Consider the following 17,892-nt stretch of genomic DNA (forward strand, 5'->3'; position numbering starts at 1 on the left):
CACCCCACAGCAAAAGCTACTGATTTGCTTTAGCTCGACCGTAAGCCCTATCGTCCCTTAAGGCAAACGCGTTGCTTTTAGGGAGGAGTTTCATGTCCGACGTCGTGTCCGGCTCACTCGCGCACTGCCCTGTCGGCGGCAGCCGCGCCCACGGGAAGAACCGTGCCGCCTCTTTCGGTCTGGACGCGTCCGCACTCGTGGCCCTCCTGGCGGCATCCAGTGCCCCGACACCGCTGTACCCCCTCTATCAGGACCAGTGGGGCCTTTCAGCGCTCGCCGTCACGGTGGTCTTCAGCGCATACTCCCTGGCGCTGCTGTCGGCCCTTCTCACCACCGGAGCGCTCTCCGACCGCCTGGGACGGCGGCCGGTCCTGGCAGGCGCCCTGGGCGCGCAGACCGTCGCCATGGTTCTCCTCGCCTCAGCGGACGGCGCAGGCTCCCTGACAGCGGCCCGCCTCCTGCAAGGAGTGGCCACCGGCGTGGCCATCAGCGCAGCGGGCGCGGCTCTCCTCGACCTGGAAAACCCGCGGCATCCCGGTCGGTCCGCCCTGACCAACACCATCGCCCCGGTCGCCGGCATGGCCGCGGGCGTTCTCGTCTCCACCCTCCTCGTCCGCTTCGCCCCGGCCCCCACGGTCACCGTCTACGCACTGATGGCAGCGCTGTTCGCCGCCCAGGCGATCGCCGTCACCTTCACCACGGAGACAGTCGACCGCCGGGCAGGCGCGCTCCGATCGCTGCGCCCGCAGCTCGGTGTACCGCCCGCAGTGCGCTGCACCCTGCTGACCACCGGCACCGCAATCGTCGCCATCTGGGCACTGGGCGGCTTCCACTCCTCCCTCGGGCCGGCCCTCGTGCGCCTGGTGGCCCCCAACGCCCCGCAGGCGGCCCTCGGCATGGTCTTCTTCGCCCTCAGCGCCGCAGCCGCACTCACCATGTGGGTACTGCGGCGCACCGATCCCCTCACCACCGCGATCGGCGGATGCCTCTCCGTCCTGCCCGCCGCGGTCCTGACCCTGAGCGGTCTGCACGGCGCCGGACCGCCGGCCGTCTACGGCGGCGCGGCCCTGGCCGGCGTAGCCTTCGGCGCCGTCTCCCAAGGGGTGCTTCGGATGCTCCTCGCCTCGCTCGACGAGCAGCACCGCGCCGCGACGCTGGCCGCCTACTACGTTCTGAGCTACCTCTCCATGAGCCTGCCCGCCATCGCCGCGGGGGCCGCCACCCAGCACTACGGGCTCAGGACCACCTCGCACGCCTACGCCGTCATCGCCGCGCTCCTCGCTGCAGCGGCCCTCACAGCGCTCGCCGTGTCACGAACCCGAACAAGGCCCTACAGCAGTCCGCGCAACCGACCACTCCGCTGAAGAGCAAAGGAAACGACAGATCATGCAGACTCCCTCGGACACCCCCATCCCCTCCTGGGCCGTGGGCGACATCACCGTCCACCGCATCGACGAAACACCGCTGCCGCCCGCGACCGGACCCTGGCTGCTGCCCGACGCCACTTCTCAGGTAGTAGCCGGCCAGGACTGGCTGCGCCCCCACTTCGCCGGCGATGACGGCATCCTCCACATCGACAGCCACAGTTTCGCGTTCGCCGTGGACGGGCTACGCGTACTCGTCGACACCGGCATCGGCAACGGCAAGGAACGGGCCAACCCGGCCTGGCACAACCTGCGCACCGACTTCCCCGAGCGCCTGACCGCCGCCGGTTTCCCGCCCGACTCCGTCGACCTGGTCGTCCTCACCCACCTGCACGCCGACCACGTCGGCTGGAACACCCGGAAGGCGGACGGCGAGTGGGTCCCCACGTTCCCCGAGGCGCGCTACCTCACCGCACGCGCCGAAAGGGAGTTCTGGGCCGCGTACGACATGGAGGAGGCGCGCCGCCAGATGTTCCGCGACTCGGTGATCCCGGTCGAGCAGGCCGGTCTGCTCGACCTGGTCGACGTCCCGGCCGATGGCGTGCAGATCAGCCCGGGCCTGCGCCTGGTCCCCACCCCCGGTCACACCCCCGGCCATGTCGCGGTCCAACTGAGCAGTCAGGGTGAAACGGCGCTGATCACCGGTGACTGCATTCACCACCCGGTCCAACTCGCCCACCCCGCCATCGGCGCCTGCGTGGACATCGACCCACAGCAGTCCGAGACCACCCGCGGTGAATTGCTCGCTTCCATCGCCGACACGGACACCCTCCTCCTCGGCACCCACTTCGCCCCGCCCACAGCCGGCCGTGTCGTCGCGCACGGGGGCGCCTACCGGCTGCGGCCCGTCCCGGCGACCTGACCTGCAAGCCGACCGGGCCGCTGGGGCCCGACAGGCTCGGCGGCGCCGCAGGCCGACACCCTCGGCCGCTTCATCAGCCTCGACCTGTGGGCTGTGCGGGCCAGACCGGAACGACGCCCGGTCGCGTGATCGTCTTGTGTGCCAGGGGCGGGTTTCCCAGATGGCGCCGGTCGTGGGCGCAGTCCGGTCCCGGTCGGGTGATCGGCGTACGTGTATCTGCCCCGCGGACCCCCACAGCGCGTCCGACTCGTCCGGCGGCAGCCTCACTGACCAGCCGTCAGAACGAACGTCGATCGAACGTCAAGACCACGTGCCACAGACGCGAGGCCGGGCCGTCCGAGCCGGATCGGCCGCCTTCGCATGACGGGTGGAACACCAGGTCAGCGGCGGCCGAGGAGGTTGCGGTGAGTCTCCGCATCGTGTACTTCGGTGGGTGCGGAACGCCCAGTTCGCCACGGCGCGGGCGATGAGCTGTTCGAGCTGGTGCGCGTCCCCGACGCCTTCCTCGGCCGCGGTGGCCAGGGTCTTCTCGATGACGGGGACGACCGGCTCGAAGGTGGTGTCGTCGTGGACGAAGCCGCGGGCCAGGAAGTCGGGGGCCTCGGCGAGGGCGCCGGTGTCCGCGTCGACGATCGCCACCACCGTGACGACGCCGTCCTCGGCGATGACGACCCGGTCGGGGTCGACGCCGGTACGGATGGCGAGGTCGCCGTTGGCCCGCAGGTGGCGCCATTCGCCGTGCACCGGCATGACGTGGCGGGGTTTGACGATGTTGTAGCAGTGGACGAGCTCGCCGGCGCCGGCGTGCCCGGAGACGTGCACCTTGGCGTTGCCCTTGTGGACCACGTGGGCGCCCCACCGGGTGAGTCCGTTGATCACCCGGTAGATGGCGTTCTCGTTGCCGGGGATGAGGGAGCTGGCGAGCAGGACGGTGTCGCCCCTGCCGATGCGGATCATGTGGTCGCGGTTGGCCATCCGCGACAGCGCGGCCATCGGTTCGCCCTGGGAGCCGGTGCACACCAGAGTGACCTTGTGGTCCGGGAGCCTCTCCGGCTCCTTCGTGCTCACGACCAGACCGGAGGGGACCTTCAGGTAGCCCAGGTCACGGGCGATTCCCATGGTGCGGACCATCGACCGGCCGACGAAGGCGACCTTGCGGCCGTGCTGGTGGGCGGCGTCCGGTCCGGGCTCGTCACCGACGCTCCGCGCCACGGCGGGGGATCCGCACACAGGAACGGACGACCCACCCGTTGACCATCGAGGTGGCCGTCCACGGCCCCTGGCTCACAGTCGCCGCGCATACGAACCCACCGCCCCGTAGTGCGGCACCGGGCGAGCCGTGTGCACCCCGTCCCGGCCGGTGGTGCCACCGGCCGGGACGCCCGGACGGACCGACGCATAGAATTCGATCTCATGCCGAAACCTGACGAGCTGATCGTTGACATCGCCGCCCTTGTGGAGTCCGGGCGGAGCAATCAGATGTCCCTGACCGTGGTCACCGGTGGCGCTGTCATCACCGGTCGCCTGGCTCCCGAAGCCGTGTGGCGGCAGAGGGTGTCGGAGGTGCTGACGGACTCCGCACACCTGGGCGAGTTCTCCGCCGTCTTCGACACCCCCGCGAAGAAGGACGGGCCGCCCACGCATCTGCACTTCCACGTCGCCCGGATCCTGCAGGGCACGGTGGGGATCCCGGAGACAGGCGGGATGTACCGCATAGCGATCGAGGACGTCAGCGCCTGGACCGTGGGGGACTTCAGCTACTCCGACCACTGACCCACCGCCGCGCCGGGAGCGGCACGTCACGCGGTGGGGGCCCTACCGGCATGTGCCGGTAGGGCCCCCACCGCTCTGTTCGGCTCCTGCTCGTCCCGTGGGCCAGCCGGGCAAGGGGGTGCCGAGCATCGCGGAAGCCCGCCGCAACGGGCTGTCCACGCGCGCAGACGCGGCCTCGGGAAGGGCGCGACAGGTGGAGCCGAGCCGGGACATGGCCCGCAGCACCTCGCCGGCGCTGAAATCGCGGCGGTCCTGGCGGGTGACGACCTCGCCGGCCTGCTTGGCGGGGTAGTGGCGTCGTCCGGTGATCACAGACTCGCCGGTGACCGGTTCGGGCCTGATGTCCTTCATCGATTCCAGTACGCCGCTCCTGGTCGGGTCGAACGGGAAGCGGGCGACGACACAGCGCATGATGCCTCACGGGGAGAAGGAGGGACGGGGCCGACCGCCGTGAAGCGGTTCAGCGGGAGAGGGCGAGGACGCCCAGAGCGTTGCCCTGTTCGTCGACCACGGGCAGGGCCCCGAGCCGGCGGCGCCGCATCGCACGCTCGGTTTCGGCCCTCGTGGTCAGCGGCGAGGCGAAGGGAGCGATGACGTCGGCGATGTCACGCAGACGGATCCGGTCCGTGTACCCGGAGCCGTCACGAACGGCCGTGAGCCGGGTCCGGGTGACCAGACCGGTGCACAGACCGTCGTCGTCGCAGACGACCAGATGAGCCGTACGGGCGGCGGCCATCACGGACAGTGCCACCTCCACGGTCATGTCCTCCCAGACCTGCGGTCCGGCCGCTTCCATGGTGTCGGCCACCGTGCCGTGCACGCGGTGGGCACTCTCCGGGCGGAACTGCGTCTGGACCAGCGTCAAAGGGTGCCTCCTGCGGAGATGGGCCGGCTTTCCGATCACGAAGGTTCTACGCCGCCGTACCGACGGTCGGCTGCCGTACGGAAGCGCGGCGGGCCGCCGAAGCGGGACGGCGTCGGCCGCGTGAGGTCGCGCCGCGCTTCTTGGGACGTTCGGCCACCGGTGCAGTGATGACGACCGGGACGCCGGAGGGGGCCTGGGCTCCGGTGATGCGGTGCAGGGCTTCCCCGCCGACGCGGACCTGGGTGGTCCGCGGGACGACGCCGGCCGCTGCCATGAGGCGGGTCACGGCGCGGCGCTGGCTCGGGGTGACCAGGGTGACGACGCTGCCGGACTCGCCGGCGCGGGCCGTGCGGCCGCCGCGGTGGAGGTAGTCCTTGTGGTCGGTGGGCGGATCGACGTTGACGACGAGGTCGAGGCTGTCGACGTGGATGCCGCGCGCCGCGACGTTGGTCGCCACCAGCACGTTGACGTGCCCGGTCTTGAACTGCGTCAGCGTGCGGGTGCGCTGTGGCTGCGACTTGCCGCCGTGCAGGGCGGCGGCCCGTACCCCGCTGTTCAGGAGGTGCTCGGTGAGGCGGTCGACGGCGTGCTTGGTGTCGAGGAACATGATCACGCGGCCGTCACGCGCGGCGATCTCGGTGGTGGCCGTGTGCTTGTCGGCGCCGTGGACGTGCAGCACGTGGTGCTCCATCGTCGTGACCGCGCCCGCCGAGGGGTCGACGGAGTGCACGACGGGGTCGCTGAGGTAGCGGCGCACGAGCAGGTCGACGTTGCGGTCGAGGGTGGCGGAGAACAGCATGCGCTGGCCCTCGGGACGGACCTGGTCGAGCAGGGCGGTGACCTGCGGCATGAAGCCCATGTCGGCCATCTGGTCGGCCTCGTCGAGGACGGTGACGCACACCTGGTCCAGCCGGCAGTCGCCGCGGTCGATGAGGTCCTTGAGGCGTCCCGGTGTGGCGACGACGATCTCGGCGCCACCGCGCAGCGCGCTCGCCTGCCTGCCGATCGGCATCCCGCCCACCACGGTGGCCAGCCGCAGCTTCACGGAGCGGGCGTAGGGGGTGAGCGCATCGGCGACCTGCTGCGCCAGCTCACGCGTCGGTACGAGGACCAGTCCCAGTGGCTGCCGGGCCCCGGCGCGCTGCCCGGCCGTACGGGCCAGCAGCGCCAGCCCGAAAGCGAGGGTCTTGCCGGAGCCGGTGCGGCCACGGCCGAGGACGTCCCGCCCGGCGAGGGAGTTCGGCAGGGTCGCGGCCTGGATCGGGAACGGCACGGTCACACCTTGCGAACCCAGCGCGGCCAACAGCTCCTTGGGCATGTCGAGATCGGCGAAGCCCTCCACGGCGGGAAGCGCGGGAGTGACCGTCTCCGGGAGGGCGAACTCTCCCTGAATCGCGGCAGGCCGGCGTCCGTAACCGCCGGAACGGCTCGAGCTGCCCGACCGGTTCGGGGCCGACGAACCGAATCGGCTGCCGCCCCTTCCGGAGCCGACACCGCCCTTACGGGTAAGGGCGAAACGGTCGTTCGTACGTGTGCGGTTCATGCGGAACCTTCCTCGATGCGGCACATATCAAGGAATTCCCACAGCGATGAGCAGCACGGAGAATTGCAAGAACGGGCCGGTGGGACGCGACAGCGCATCTGGCCGACGGAAATCCGTACGCGCACAGGCGCTGAAATGAGTGACATGAAGTGGACGCAATGTCCGGGCGTCCATAGCGATGAGGCCATGACGGGTTGCGTGCACCCTTGAAGGATGCTTCACGGGTTTCCTGGTGGTCATCCACAGGAGAAACAGCTAAGAGAAACGCAAGCAGCTGGGACCCGCACCCCAAAGGATGCGGGTCCCAGCTACGAAATGCGCGTCAGCGTCAGGCGGGAACGATGTTCTCGGCCGTCAGACCCTTCTGGCCCTGCGCGATGTCGAAGGTCACCTTCTGGCCCTCGAGCAGCTCACGGAAGCCCTGGGCGGCGATGTTCGAGTAGTGGGCGAACACGTCGGCGCCGCCACCGTCCTGCTCGATGAAGCCGAAGCCCTTTTCCGCGTTGAACCACTTCACAGTACCAGCAGCCATGTCATTTCTCCTTTGGGGCAGTGCCTCGGGGGCCGCACTGTGCGGACCCCGTGTCGCCGCGATGATCACCCCGCCCGGGAAAAGACCGGATATACAAAAGCGCTTCCAGCGGCACAGGAGCCGAGCCGGAGGCACTTGAAGTTTTCGGGAACCACAACTGCAACTGGGATCGACAGTAGCACGCCGCAGCGGCCTGCGTGCGGGGAAGAATCGAGTTCACTTATTGCGGCAGAGAATCTGTCTGCGTGTTCCGTCGAAATCTCAGCCCGCCGGCACAGATATTGATCCAGCCGGAGCGCAACGTTCCGGGGAGTATGGGGCACGCCAGACGGCGGGTCGGATCACGTCCTCAGACCCGCACACCGGTCTTCGGACCGGCCGGAGCATCGGACGAGCCCCACGACGGCCACCGAGGCCGCCGGCGGGCTGGACGAGGTGACAGGGGCCGGGCCGGCCCCGCCGGGCGCCACCGCCGAGTACGGCCACCGCTCGTGGGCCCGGCGGACAGCTTGGCACTGCTCGACGGGGAAGCGCGTTCACTGCCGATGTTCTGACGGGCGCTGTCAGACCTCCGGCCGGATCTTGCCGCCGATGTGGGCGAGGCGGATCGTGCGTTTCTCCGGGACCAGGCGGAAGTGGATGCGGCCGGCGCCCGGCGTGAAGCGGGCGTGCAGGTCGAAGGTGCGTGTGTCCCCGTCCAGGTCGGTGAAACGGCACACGCGCTTGCGGGTCTCGCCCTCCGGGCTGACCTTGCTCCGCCACTCGGGCTCGGCCATGGTCGTCGGATCCCACGCGGCAACGGCTTCCTCCAGCCGTTCCAGGGCTCGCCGTACGGGCACCACCCAGTGCGGGTGCAGGCCGACGAGCTGGCCCTCGACGCGCGGCAGGAAGGTGAGGTGCGGGTAGAGGTCGGCCCGGCTGTCCCAGATCCGCAGGCCGGTGGTGACGCTCTCCCGGCGCGCCTTCCGGATCCACTCCAGATGCCCGTCGAGATGCGGCTCGGCTGACAGATGCCGGACGTCGACGGTGTCATGCCGCATCTCCAGCGTGCCCTCATCGTCCTCGACGAGTTCCGCGCGCTCCAGTGTGACCTGGTCGGTCTGCCAGGGACGGGCCACCGGAAGGCTGACGGCGATGCCGTCCATGAAGTGCGCGGCGCCCAGGCCGAGGGCCACCTCGCCGTCGTGGCGGTACTCCAGATGGTCGGCGGCATCCTCCGCGGGGAAGACGCTCCGCACGGGAGAGCGGCCTTGTAAGGCCCGCAGGCGCTGCCAGAGGGCGCGGTTGCGCGGGCTGGCGCCGATCCACTTGTTGACGGGGTAACCCTCGGCGATCTCCAGCGCCTTGACGTCAACCTCGCTCACGAGGGTCGCGCCTCCCGCGGCCGCAGCGGCACGGACGACGGCCACGAAGTCGGCCATGGCCCGCTCGGCCCGTGCCGGGTCGCAGGCCGTCCCCCAGGACTTCTCGTTAAGAAACAGCAGTGACACGTTTTCCTCTCCCCCTGTGTCATCCCGTGGCGTCAATCAAGCAGTTGGTCGAGCGAGTTCTCCCACTCGTCGAAGAAGCCCTCGGGCCACTGCTCGAGCATGCCGTCCTTGTCGATGCGCGGGGTGACGACCTCGGTGCCCGCCCCATTGCCGCTGAAGTAGTGGACGACCGTGTCCTGCGGCTGGAGGACACCCTGTTTCACCGCGATGCGAACGCCGTTCAGCACGTGGTCGCTGTGCGTCTCGACGATCAGCTGGGCGCCGGTGGCGGCGGCCGCGGACAGCAGTGCCGCCATCCTGCTCTGCCCCTTCGGGTGCAGATGGGCCTCGGGGTTCTCCAGCAGGATCAGGCTCTCGGGCGTCGCGGTCAGGCAGGCGACCACCACGGGCAGCGCGTAGGTGAGACCGAAGCCGACGTTGGTGGGGCGCCTGCGGCGGGTGGCGTTGATGCCTGCGGTGCCGCCGAAGCCGTAGGAGAGGCGGACCGAGTCGGTGCCTTCGATGGGGTCGGTCTCGATGTTGACGCCCGGACACAGCTCCTGCATCCAGGCGATCGTCTGGTCCAGGAGCTGGGGAGACGTGGCGCCGCGATGGCGGAGTGGACCGTCGGGCACCTCCATGGGTACGTCCTGGTCCGTGTGGTGACGCAGGTAGTTGACGGTGTGTTCACCACGTACGCCGAGGAAGCCTCGCGCGACGGCGATCTGGTGGGAGCGGGGGTAGGTGACCGCCGGGGTGATGCGGTCGGCGTGCAGGTATTGGAACGGCTGCTCGGCGAGGTGCGCGCGGACCGATCCCTCCGCCAGCGGCATGACGTCCCGGTCGGGGTGGCGGATGTCGTACGCGGCGGCCCAGGTCCGCTGCTCGCCGTCCTCCTCGATGACGAAGCCGACGAGCGGCTCGCGGACGGAGGGGAGTTCTTCCACCGGCCCGAAGTCCTCGTGCAGAACGTCCTGTGCGGTTCCCAGGGTCACGAGGTCACCGTTGAGCAGCAACCCGCCCCCGGCACGTCTGGTCCGGACGAGCATCTGCGTCTCGTACGACTGCCGCAGCAGCCCCAGCGCCTGCAGGACACTGCTCTTGCCCGAGGAGTTGAGACCGGTGAGGAGCGTGAGCGGGCCCAGGGGGAGTTCCAGACGCCGGAACGCCTTGAAGTTGATCAGCGTGATGTGGTTGATCACTGCCCGGTCCCGCTCCGTCCCTCGCTGAGCGCCGTCTCCAGAAGCTCCTTGACCGCGTCGAAGCGCTTGCGGACCTTCCTGGCGTCACCGGTGCCCACCGAGATGGCACGTTCGAACTCCACGTCCTCCATCAGCTCCGCGAAGGCGTCGAGGACGTCGGTCTGCCCCAGCACCTCGCGCTCGTCGTCGCCGAGGCTCGCGAGATTGACGGCGACCGCCTCGAAGAGCGCCTTGTTGATGGGTGACTTGCGCTGCTGGTTCCGGCGGTACTTCCGGAAGGCGTGGGGGCCGAAGACTTCCTCGGCCGCGAGCATCGCCGTGAGGAACTCGGTCCGCAGCCGGTTCTCCTCCGCGCTGTCGAGACGGTTCACCTGGTGCATCGCCTCGGCGAGGAACGCGTCGAAGTCACCGGGCTTGTAAGCGTGCGGGGAGGTCATCCGGAAGGCCAGGAAGCGAAGGACCATCTCCCGGTCGGCCATCCGGTCCCCGACGACGCTGTAACCGGTGGCCCGCCGGAACTCCTCGGTCTCCGCGAGCTCCGCGAGGAGCGTGCGCGCCCGGCCCGAGATGAGCGCGTGCCGGATCTCCTGCCGGGTGAGGGGCTCGCCTCCGGTGTTGATGCGCGCGAAGACGTTGAACATCACCGGCTCGGGGGTACCTCGCCGGATGACGTGGACGACGACCTCGGTCTCACGCAGCCGGATCTGGAGTTTCCCGGACAGGTTCGCGAAGCCGGTGCTCTCGAAGTTGCGCAGGTACTCCAGACCCGTCAGTTTCAGCGGGTCGGCACCGACCGCCTCGGGCTCCACGAAACGCGCGATGGACGTGAGGCGCTGAATGCCGTCGACGATGGCCCAACTGCCGTCCTTCTTCTCGGCGGCGTAGAAGGACGGGATGGGAATGCGCAGCAGCAGAGACTCGATGAGCCGGGACTGCTTGCCATCGGTCCAGATGCCCGCCTTGCGTTGGAAGTCCGGGGCGAGGTCGATCATCTCGTTGCGCAGCCGGGACAACAGCAGATCGACGGTCGTCGTCCGGGTGTCGATGTCGATGTGCTCGGGGTCGAAGGGAGAGGTGATCTGCTCGATCACCACATCCTCGGCCTCCTCGCGCTCGATGTCGGTCAGCCGGCCGTCGGTGGTGACCTCCACGGAGAACAAAGGGGATTCATGCTCCCCGCCGTCAGCCGCGGCGTCCTGGTACCGCTCGAACACCGACCGTTGGTCCCGTGTACGCCCCTGGCTCTCCTCCAACGCCGCCATGTCCTCTGGTCGCCCTCCCCCTCATCCCGTACGCGATCACCGTGTCCGCTGCGATCGCCCCTCACCCTACCGTCCGTGATCCCGCGGTGACGCCCGATCAACAGGGCAGTGGGGACGGGGGTTGAGCGGGACGACACCGGGCGGTTGGGCTCCTCGTCCCCGGTCTCTGGTTCCCCGGTGGTGGACGAACCGTCGATGAGAAGCTCTCCGCCCCGGTTCAGGAGATCCCGGACGGGCGGGCGGATCACGGCCAGGCCGGCCACGCCCGCTGCCGCGAGCAGATCCGGGACCGCGCCCCGCCCGGGAAAAGGAACGCCCCGGCGATGAGCCCCACGGTCACCGCGAGTCTCGCGGGGCTTGGCCGCCCGACAGGCGCAGACAACGAGACCCCGTCCAGGCAGGTCCTTGAGAGGGACCCGGGAAGTCCGGACGGGGACCGGCGGCGGGGAGCGGTGCGGTTGGCTGTGAACGGCTTCTCTGGCTCGGAGGAATCATCGAGGGTGAAGTCCAGGACGCCCGCAGCGCGATCGGGTCGCCGAGCTCAGCCTCGCCGATCTCTTCAACCGGCACCGTCCGTCCAGGGGGAAAGACCGCGTGGGCGGCAGACGACCGTGCGGACCCCGGGTCACTCGCCTGACGCTCCGTCGGGACCGGCGTCAAACGAGCGTCATGAGGTTTCCCGTACGCCCCGCGGCGCAGGGACAACGCGTCCACCCTCTCGCACGACGCTCACAGAGCAGCAGGTCAATACCTCTCCCTGGTCCCCCGGCATGCTCCACGTCGTGTACTGCGGGAAACAGGCCGAGCGCATCGGCCACGCCGAAAAACTCAACAAAACCGCAGGTCAGAGGCCCTTGTCAGTCGGCTCGAGAATCGCCGCGCACTCCACGTGATGCGTCATCGGAAGCACGTCGCGACGCCCGGAATGGGAGAACCCCCGGGTCAGGCCACGTTTTTGGTCCCGTCAGCGTGCCGTCTGGTGCCCGGAGCGTCAGACGAGCGTCACAGCCGCCCGGCGGTGGCGTCGTACTGCGGACCGCTGGAAGGCGGTACATCAGCTGCCGCGCTCGGCGGGGCCCAAGGCCGGCCTGGGCCACGAAACGGGGTCATGGTGCGGCATCTGTGAGTTCGAGGGCGGCGAGTTCGGTTCGTGCGGTGACGCCGAGTTTGGGGAACGCCTTGTAGAGGTGATATCCGATGGTGCGCGGACTGAGGAACAGCTGTGCGGCGATGTCCCGATTGGACAGGCCGCGCGCCGCCAGCCGGATGATCTTCCGTTCTTGCGAGGTGAGCACGGCCAGTGGTCCGCCCGCGCCGGCCTCGGGCTTCGGTACGGCTTCCCCGGTCGCGTCGAGCTCGGCGCGGGCTCGCTCCGCCCAAGGCGTGGCGCCGAGTCGCCGGAAGGTCTCGAAGGCGTCGCGGAGTTGGGTCCTGGCCTCGGTCTTGCGGCGCATGCGGCGCAGCCATTCGCCGTAGAGCAGAGCGGTTCGCGCGCGTTCGAACTGCCGGTCATCGGGGTGCAGCCGCAGTGCGGCCTGGTACAGCTCTGCAGCGTCTGCTTCCGGCGCGAGCAGTGCGCGGCAGCGTTGGACGTGCGCGTCGATCCACGGTTGCGTGGCATCGTGTGCCCAGTCCGTGAGCCGTGCGAGCGGCTTGTGGGCGTCGGCCGGCCGGCCGAGTCGCACCGCTGCCTCGACCAGGTCAGGAATGCTGCGCAAGCCGGGAAGCTGATGCCGCACCGGTCCGGTGTGAAGGGCGGCCAGGCGGGTGCGGGCGGACTCCCATCGAGCGTGACCGAGGTCGAGCAGGGCCAGCGCCCAGTGCGCCCAGGACATGCCGGGCGGGGGCGTGCCAGGCTCTGGCGCGGCCAGCGCGTCGTCGGCGAAGGCGTAGCAGCGTCGCTCGTCGCCCGCCACCGCGGACAGGTAGGCCAGCACGCCACTGATTTCGGCGATCCACTGCCGGTGTCCGAGCTCCTCTGCGATGTGCAGCGCTTCGGTCGCCTCGTCCCAGGCTTCGGTGTGACGGCCGAGGAACAGTGACGCTCGGGCCGCACACGCCAGTACCGGTGGCGTGCGGCCGATCCACCCACGGCCGCGGCACTGGGCGAGGAGCTCGCCGGCCACCCGGTGTGCCTCGGTGTCCTGGCCGGCGGCCTGAAGGCTGGTGGCTCCGACCAGGATCGTGTCGTGCGGGCCGCCGAATCCCGTCCGTTCGGCGGCTGCGATCCGTCGTGTGAGAGTCTCGGGATCCCGGTCCCCTTGTCCGATCGCGGACCGCACCACCCAGCTCAGCAGGCGGGCGACGTGGGTAAGCGGGTCGTCGGGCGGCAACGGTAAGGCATCCAGCCGGTCCGCGGAGTCCGCGATCTCGTGCTTCCCGAGATACCAGGCGGCGTGCACCGCGTCGAGCATCATGTGGGCGGCCGATGCCGGATCGCCGGCCCGGGTGAGCTCGGCTGCCTCCATCAGCAACTGGCGGGCCGTGCGGAGCAAGCCGTGATGGAACGCCGCGGCGGCACGCACTCGGATGACGCGGACAGTCAAGTCCGGGTCGTCGGTGGCGGCGGCGCCGTGACGGGCGAGCTCGGTCATGCGTTCGATGTCACCTTCCTCTGCGATGGCTTCTGCGGCCAGTACGAATCGGCGGGCCCGGTCCGTGCCGGACTCCGTCAGCTGTGCTGCCCGTTCGTAGGCCGCCGCCGCGGCGGCATATCCGCTTCGCTCGGTGGCCCGTTGGGCGGTGCTCTCCAGTTCCGCGGCCACCTGCTCGTCGGGGCCGACGGCCACCACGGCGTGGTGCCAGGCGCGCCGGTCGGCGTCTTCCGGCCGGTGCAGGACTTCGGCGAGGGCTGTGTGCACCACGAGGCGGAGGCTGATCGGCGCCGCCTGGTAGACGGCTGACCGCACGAGGGGGTGGCGGAAGCGCACGGTGTGGTTGTCCACCCGGAGCAGCCCCGCCGTTTCCGCCGGCACCAGATCCGTGGGGCGGCAGCCGAGAGGTCCGGCCGCGCGCAGCACAACGTCCCGGTCACCGGTGTCCTCAGATGCCGCGACGAGCAGCAGATGCTGGCTCGGCTCGGGTAGCCGCCGCACCTGGTCGAGAAATGCCGCCTGGACCGCGTCGGTCATGGGCAGGGCCTGACCGGTGGTGGCCGGCCGGTCCGCGGCGAGGGCGACCGGCAGCTCGAGGAGGGCGAGAGGGTTGCCTTGTGCTTCGGCCAGCACCCGGTACCGGTTGGAGGGGGCCAGCGTGGCGGCGTGCTCGGCCAGTAGTCCGGCGGCGGCAGGCGCGTCAAGCCCCGTCAGGGGCATATGGGCGAGTCCAGAGGCGTCGAAGCCGGTCCGGGCGGCGATGATCAACGCGATGCCCTCGGCGTCGAGCCGCCGTGCGGCGAACAGCAGAGCCTCGGCCGACGCCCGGTCCAGCCACTGCGCGTCGTCGACGAGGCACAGGACGGAACCACCGGCGGCGAATTCGGCGAGGAGGGAAAGAACAGCGAGGCCGACGAGCATGCGGTCGCCCGGTTCGGCCGGGGCGAGACCGAAGGCCCCGCGCAAGGCACGCGCCTGCGGTGCAGGGAGGGCGTCCGTGCGGTCGAGAGCGGGTCGCAGCAGCAGGTGCAAGCCGGCGAACGGCAGGTGTGCCTCGGACTCGATCGCGGTGCTGCGCACGACCCGCAGCCCGTCGGCCGCGGACGCCGCGTGCTCCAGCAGCGCGGTCTTGCCTATACCCGGCTCCCCGGTGATGAGCAGGCAACCGCTGAGACCGGTCCGGCAGTCCGCCAGCAACCGGTCGATGACTGATATCTCGTCACTCCGTCCGTGCAACACCTGGCGAGGGTACTTAAGCCGTCCGGGAATCCCACGCTGGATTGCCGGGACGTAACAGATTCCGCACCCCGTCAACGGCCGTAGCTTGATGAACGGAGCAGCGAGGCGTAGGGAGATCGACCATGTCCGGCATCGATGAGCTGGCCAGGCGGTACCTGGCGGGTTGGAACGAGCGCGACCCGGCCAGGCGCCGGGCGCTCGTCGATGGGCTCTGGACCGACGACGCCGGCTACCTCGCCGATCGTGGCTGCCGAGAGCCGCGACGCCGTAGAGGACGTGGTGGCCACGGCCCAGCGTCAGTTCCCCGGCCTGGTGTACCGGCCGGGAACGCCGACGGCCATCACGGTGTGGCGCGCCTGGCCTGGGAACTGGCGCCGGTCGGTGGCCCTCCGGTGGTCATCGGCCAGATCGTCATGGTCTACGAACAGACCCGATTGCGCCGCGTTCACGGCTTCCTCGACCCCGTCCCCGCACACATCCCCTCATCAGGAGCTGGAAGTTGCCACCTGACCCGATGGTCCTTCACCCGCTGCCGGCACATGACCGGGTGGTGTTCCTCAAACCACTGGTCAGCTCACCGAAGATCGCCGTCGGTGAGTACACCTACTACGACGACCCGGACGGCGCCACCGGTTTCGAGCACCACAACGTGCTCTATGCCTACGGCCCGGAACGGCTGGTCATCGGCAAGTACTGCGCCATCGCCGCGGGCACCCGGTTCCTGATGGCCGGCGCCGAGCACCCGACGATGGGCGTGTCCACTTTCCCGTTCACCATGTTCGGCGGTGAGTGGGCCAAGCGGACCCTCGACATCGTCACCGGCATGCCCAGCCGGGGCGACACAGTGGTCGGCAACGACGTCTGGTTCGGCCACCGGTCCACCGTCATGCCCGGCGTACGAATCGGTGACGGCGCCATCATCGCCGCGGGAGCGGTCGTCACTGCGGACGTACCTCCGTACACCATCGTCGGCGGCAACCCGGCCCGCCTGATCCGGCAACGGTTCGACGACGTCGACATCGACCAGCTCCTTCATGCCGCCTGGTGGGACTGGCCGGACGAGCTGGTCACCGAGCACGCCCACGCCATCATGGCCGGCACCCCGGCCGACATCGCCCGCATCGCCACCGACCACGGACTGGAGGCCGTGTGACAGACGTGTCGATCGAGGAACATCCCGTGGCCGGCAGCGGACCGTACGCGATCACCACCGGCCCGGACGGCGCACTGTGGTACACGCTGGTCCACAGTGGCCAGATCGGCCGGCTCGTGCCCGGCGACGAACCGGAGAGCTGCCAGCTCGACCCGGGCTGCGGGCCGACGATCATCACCACCGGGCCGGACGGCGCCTTGTGGTTCACCGAATATCAAGCACACCGCATCGGCCGGATCACCGTCGACGGCGCCGTCGCGGAGTTCGCGTTGCCCACCCCGGAAAGCGGGCCGTTCGGCATCGCGGCCGGATCCGACGGGGCGCTGTGGTTCACCGAGACCACAGGCGACCGCATCGGTCGCATCACCACCAACGGTGAACTGACCGAGTTCCCGCTCCCGGTCACCGGCGCGTTCCCGTCCGCGATCACCGCAGGCGCGGACGGCGCGATGTGGTTCACCATGAACCAGGCCAACGCGATCGGCCGGATCGGCACCGACGGCACGGTCACCGCCCACCCGCTGCCCACCGCGGCCGCCGCACCGGTGGGCGTCACGCTCGGTCCCGACGACGCCGTCTGGTACGTCGCGATCGCCGCCGGTCACATCGGCCGCGTCACCACCGAGGGCGAGGTCACAGAGTTCCCGCTGCCCGACCGCACAGGCCGACCGCACGCCATCACTCCGGGCGCCGACGGCGCCCTGTGGTTCACGGAGTGGGGCGGCAACCGCGTCGGATCCATCACCACCGACGGCGTGATCGAGGTGCACGACCTGCCCACATCCGGCTCTGAGCCGCACGGCATCGCCCTCGGCCCTGACGGTGCCCTGTGGACGGCGCTGGAAACCGGCGCCCTCGCCCGCATCACCAGAGAACCGCTGCCGTAGCCCAGGAGACAACGATGCCGGTGACGTTCAATCACACCGTCATCCCCGCCAGGAACCGCGATGAGTCGGCCGGGTTCTTCCGCAAGCTGTTCGAACTGCCCAAGGCACCGTCGTGGGGCCCGTTCGCCACCATTCAGCTCGCCGAAGGCGTGCTGCTGCAATTCGCCGGGCTGCCCGACGTCGACCAGATACACATGCACCACTACGCGTTCCCGTTCGATAACGACCTGGTCGACCGGGCCCACGCCCGCCTCCAGGCGGGCGGCACTGAGCACTGGGCCGATCCCCGGATGACGCGCCCCGGCGAGACCAACACCGAGCACGGCGGCCGCGGCGTCTACTTCGAAGACCCCGTCGGCCACACCATCGAAATGATCAGCAAGCCCTACCTGTGAACCGCACCACCCGAAAGGACTCCATGACACACACCGCCATAGACCCCGGCGCCGAATTCGACCGGCAGGTCCGCCACCTCATCGAACGGGACTACCCGACGATGGCCGGCCTGACCCCACAACAGTTCACCGCCCTGGTCGCACCCCTACGCAACCTCGCCGCCGACATCGGACACGGCGTAGGGGAACCGGGCACCGGACACATCCCCTTCCTGCTCGTAGTCACTCGCGATGTCGTCGCAATCGAGCAGATGATGCCCCGCACCACTCTCCGCGGAAAGGCCAAGCCCGGCTTCGTCGACCGGTCCTTCGAGCCCGGCGCCCTTGAGCGATTCGTCACCATCAAGGAGGCCGGCCTCCCCGACCAGTGCGCCTACCTGTTGCTGGACATCGAGCGCGGAGAGCAGTTCTGCGGCGCCGTACCCAACGACGCCATGGACGCCATCACCGCGAAGGGACGGAGCCTGCTCACCATCGAGGAAGGGATCGCGATGATCACCCACTTCCCCGAGATCCTGGTCAAGAACAAGTGCTTCTCTCTCGGCGGTTCACGTTCCGGCGACCGCCGCGTCCCAGCGATCTGGATCAGCCGGCACGCTCCCAAACTCGGCTGGTGCTGGGAAGGTAACCCCCACACGTGGCTCGGCATGGCCTCGGCCGGCTCCCGCAGGTCTGTACGGTCTTCGGTGTAG

The 17,892-nt window shown here is 69.6% G+C and carries 14 protein-coding genes and 2 pseudogenes; 7 read left to right on the plus strand and 9 right to left on the minus strand.

Annotated elements, in window-relative coordinates; translation table 11 throughout:
* The first annotated feature begins 92 nt into the window (after positions 1-92).
* Both ACFY3N_RS23455 and ACFY3N_RS23460 read left to right on the plus strand, forming a co-directional pair.
* Positions 93-1,364, plus strand: a complete 1,272-nt coding sequence (locus tag ACFY3N_RS23455; RefSeq protein WP_390818655.1) for an MFS transporter — start codon at positions 93-95, stop codon at positions 1,362-1,364.
* Positions 1,365-1,386: 22 nt separating this feature from the next.
* Positions 1,387-2,286, plus strand: a complete 900-nt coding sequence (locus ACFY3N_RS23460; RefSeq protein ID WP_390818656.1) for an MBL fold metallo-hydrolase — start codon at positions 1,387-1,389, stop codon at positions 2,284-2,286.
* A gap of 300 nt (positions 2,287-2,586) precedes the next feature.
* Here ACFY3N_RS23460 and ACFY3N_RS23465 read toward each other — a convergent pair.
* A pseudogene (locus ACFY3N_RS23465) lies at positions 2,587-3,465 on the minus strand (ribonuclease J); the annotation flags it as partial.
* A gap of 234 nt (positions 3,466-3,699) precedes the next feature.
* Here ACFY3N_RS23465 and ACFY3N_RS23470 point away from each other — a divergent pair.
* A complete protein-coding gene (locus ACFY3N_RS23470; protein ID WP_390818657.1) occupies positions 3,700-4,059 on the plus strand; it encodes a hypothetical protein in 360 nt (119 codons plus the stop codon).
* Between the two features lie 111 nt (positions 4,060-4,170).
* Here ACFY3N_RS23470 and ACFY3N_RS23475 read toward each other — a convergent pair.
* The 8 genes and pseudogenes from ACFY3N_RS23475 to ACFY3N_RS23510 form a co-directional block, all read right to left on the minus strand.
* Positions 4,171-4,470, minus strand: a pseudogene (locus ACFY3N_RS23475) (SCO5918 family protein); the annotation flags it as partial.
* A gap of 49 nt (positions 4,471-4,519) precedes the next feature.
* A complete protein-coding gene (locus tag ACFY3N_RS23480; protein WP_390818658.1) occupies positions 4,520-4,924 on the minus strand; it encodes a CBS domain-containing protein in 405 nt (134 codons plus the stop codon).
* A 46-nt stretch (positions 4,925-4,970) separates the two neighbouring features.
* A complete protein-coding gene (locus tag ACFY3N_RS23485) occupies positions 4,971-6,467 on the minus strand; it encodes a DEAD/DEAH box helicase (protein ID WP_390818659.1) in 1,497 nt (498 codons plus the stop codon).
* A 328-nt stretch (positions 6,468-6,795) separates the two neighbouring features.
* On the minus strand, positions 6,796-6,999 hold the full coding sequence (locus ACFY3N_RS23490) for a cold-shock protein (protein ID WP_351999146.1): 204 nt from the start codon (positions 6,997-6,999) through the stop codon (positions 6,796-6,798).
* A gap of 563 nt (positions 7,000-7,562) precedes the next feature.
* Positions 7,563-8,489, minus strand: a complete 927-nt coding sequence (locus tag ACFY3N_RS23495; protein WP_390818660.1) for a hypothetical protein — start codon at positions 8,487-8,489, stop codon at positions 7,563-7,565.
* A gap of 32 nt (positions 8,490-8,521) precedes the next feature.
* A complete protein-coding gene (locus ACFY3N_RS23500) occupies positions 8,522-9,670 on the minus strand; it encodes a DUF3696 domain-containing protein (RefSeq protein ID WP_345576784.1) in 1,149 nt (382 codons plus the stop codon).
* Positions 9,667-10,821, minus strand: a complete 1,155-nt coding sequence (locus ACFY3N_RS23505; protein WP_390818788.1) for a DUF262 domain-containing protein — start codon at positions 10,819-10,821, stop codon at positions 9,667-9,669. The genes ACFY3N_RS23500 and ACFY3N_RS23505 overlap by 4 nt, the downstream gene beginning before the upstream one ends.
* Before the next feature lie 1,217 nt (positions 10,822-12,038).
* Positions 12,039-14,765: an ATP-binding protein gene (locus tag ACFY3N_RS23510; protein ID WP_390818661.1), complete on the minus strand. Its 2,727-nt coding sequence runs from the start codon at positions 14,763-14,765 to the stop codon at positions 12,039-12,041.
* A gap of 514 nt (positions 14,766-15,279) precedes the next feature.
* Between ACFY3N_RS23510 and ACFY3N_RS23515 the strand changes: the two genes are divergently transcribed.
* From ACFY3N_RS23515 to ACFY3N_RS23530, 4 genes are read left to right on the plus strand one after another with little or no spacing between them, the layout of a single operon-like run.
* Entirely contained in the window at positions 15,280-15,918 is a 639-nt protein-coding gene (locus tag ACFY3N_RS23515) for a CatB-related O-acetyltransferase (protein WP_390818662.1), read from the plus strand.
* Entirely contained in the window at positions 15,915-16,805 is an 891-nt protein-coding gene (locus tag ACFY3N_RS23520; RefSeq protein ID WP_390818663.1) for a virginiamycin B lyase, read from the plus strand. Before ACFY3N_RS23515 ends, ACFY3N_RS23520 begins: the two co-directional genes overlap by 4 nt.
* A gap of 14 nt (positions 16,806-16,819) precedes the next feature.
* Entirely contained in the window at positions 16,820-17,200 is a 381-nt protein-coding gene (locus tag ACFY3N_RS23525) for a VOC family protein (RefSeq protein WP_390818664.1), read from the plus strand.
* A 23-nt stretch (positions 17,201-17,223) separates the two neighbouring features.
* The gene (locus ACFY3N_RS23530) at positions 17,224-17,892 is read left to right on the plus strand and encodes a DUF5701 family protein (RefSeq protein ID WP_390818665.1); all 669 of its coding nucleotides are present in this window, start codon (positions 17,224-17,226) and stop codon (positions 17,890-17,892) included.

The organism is Streptomyces sp. NPDC000348 (assembly GCF_042898795.1).
In the GTDB taxonomy this organism is placed as follows: domain Bacteria; phylum Actinomycetota; class Actinomycetes; order Streptomycetales; family Streptomycetaceae; genus Streptomyces.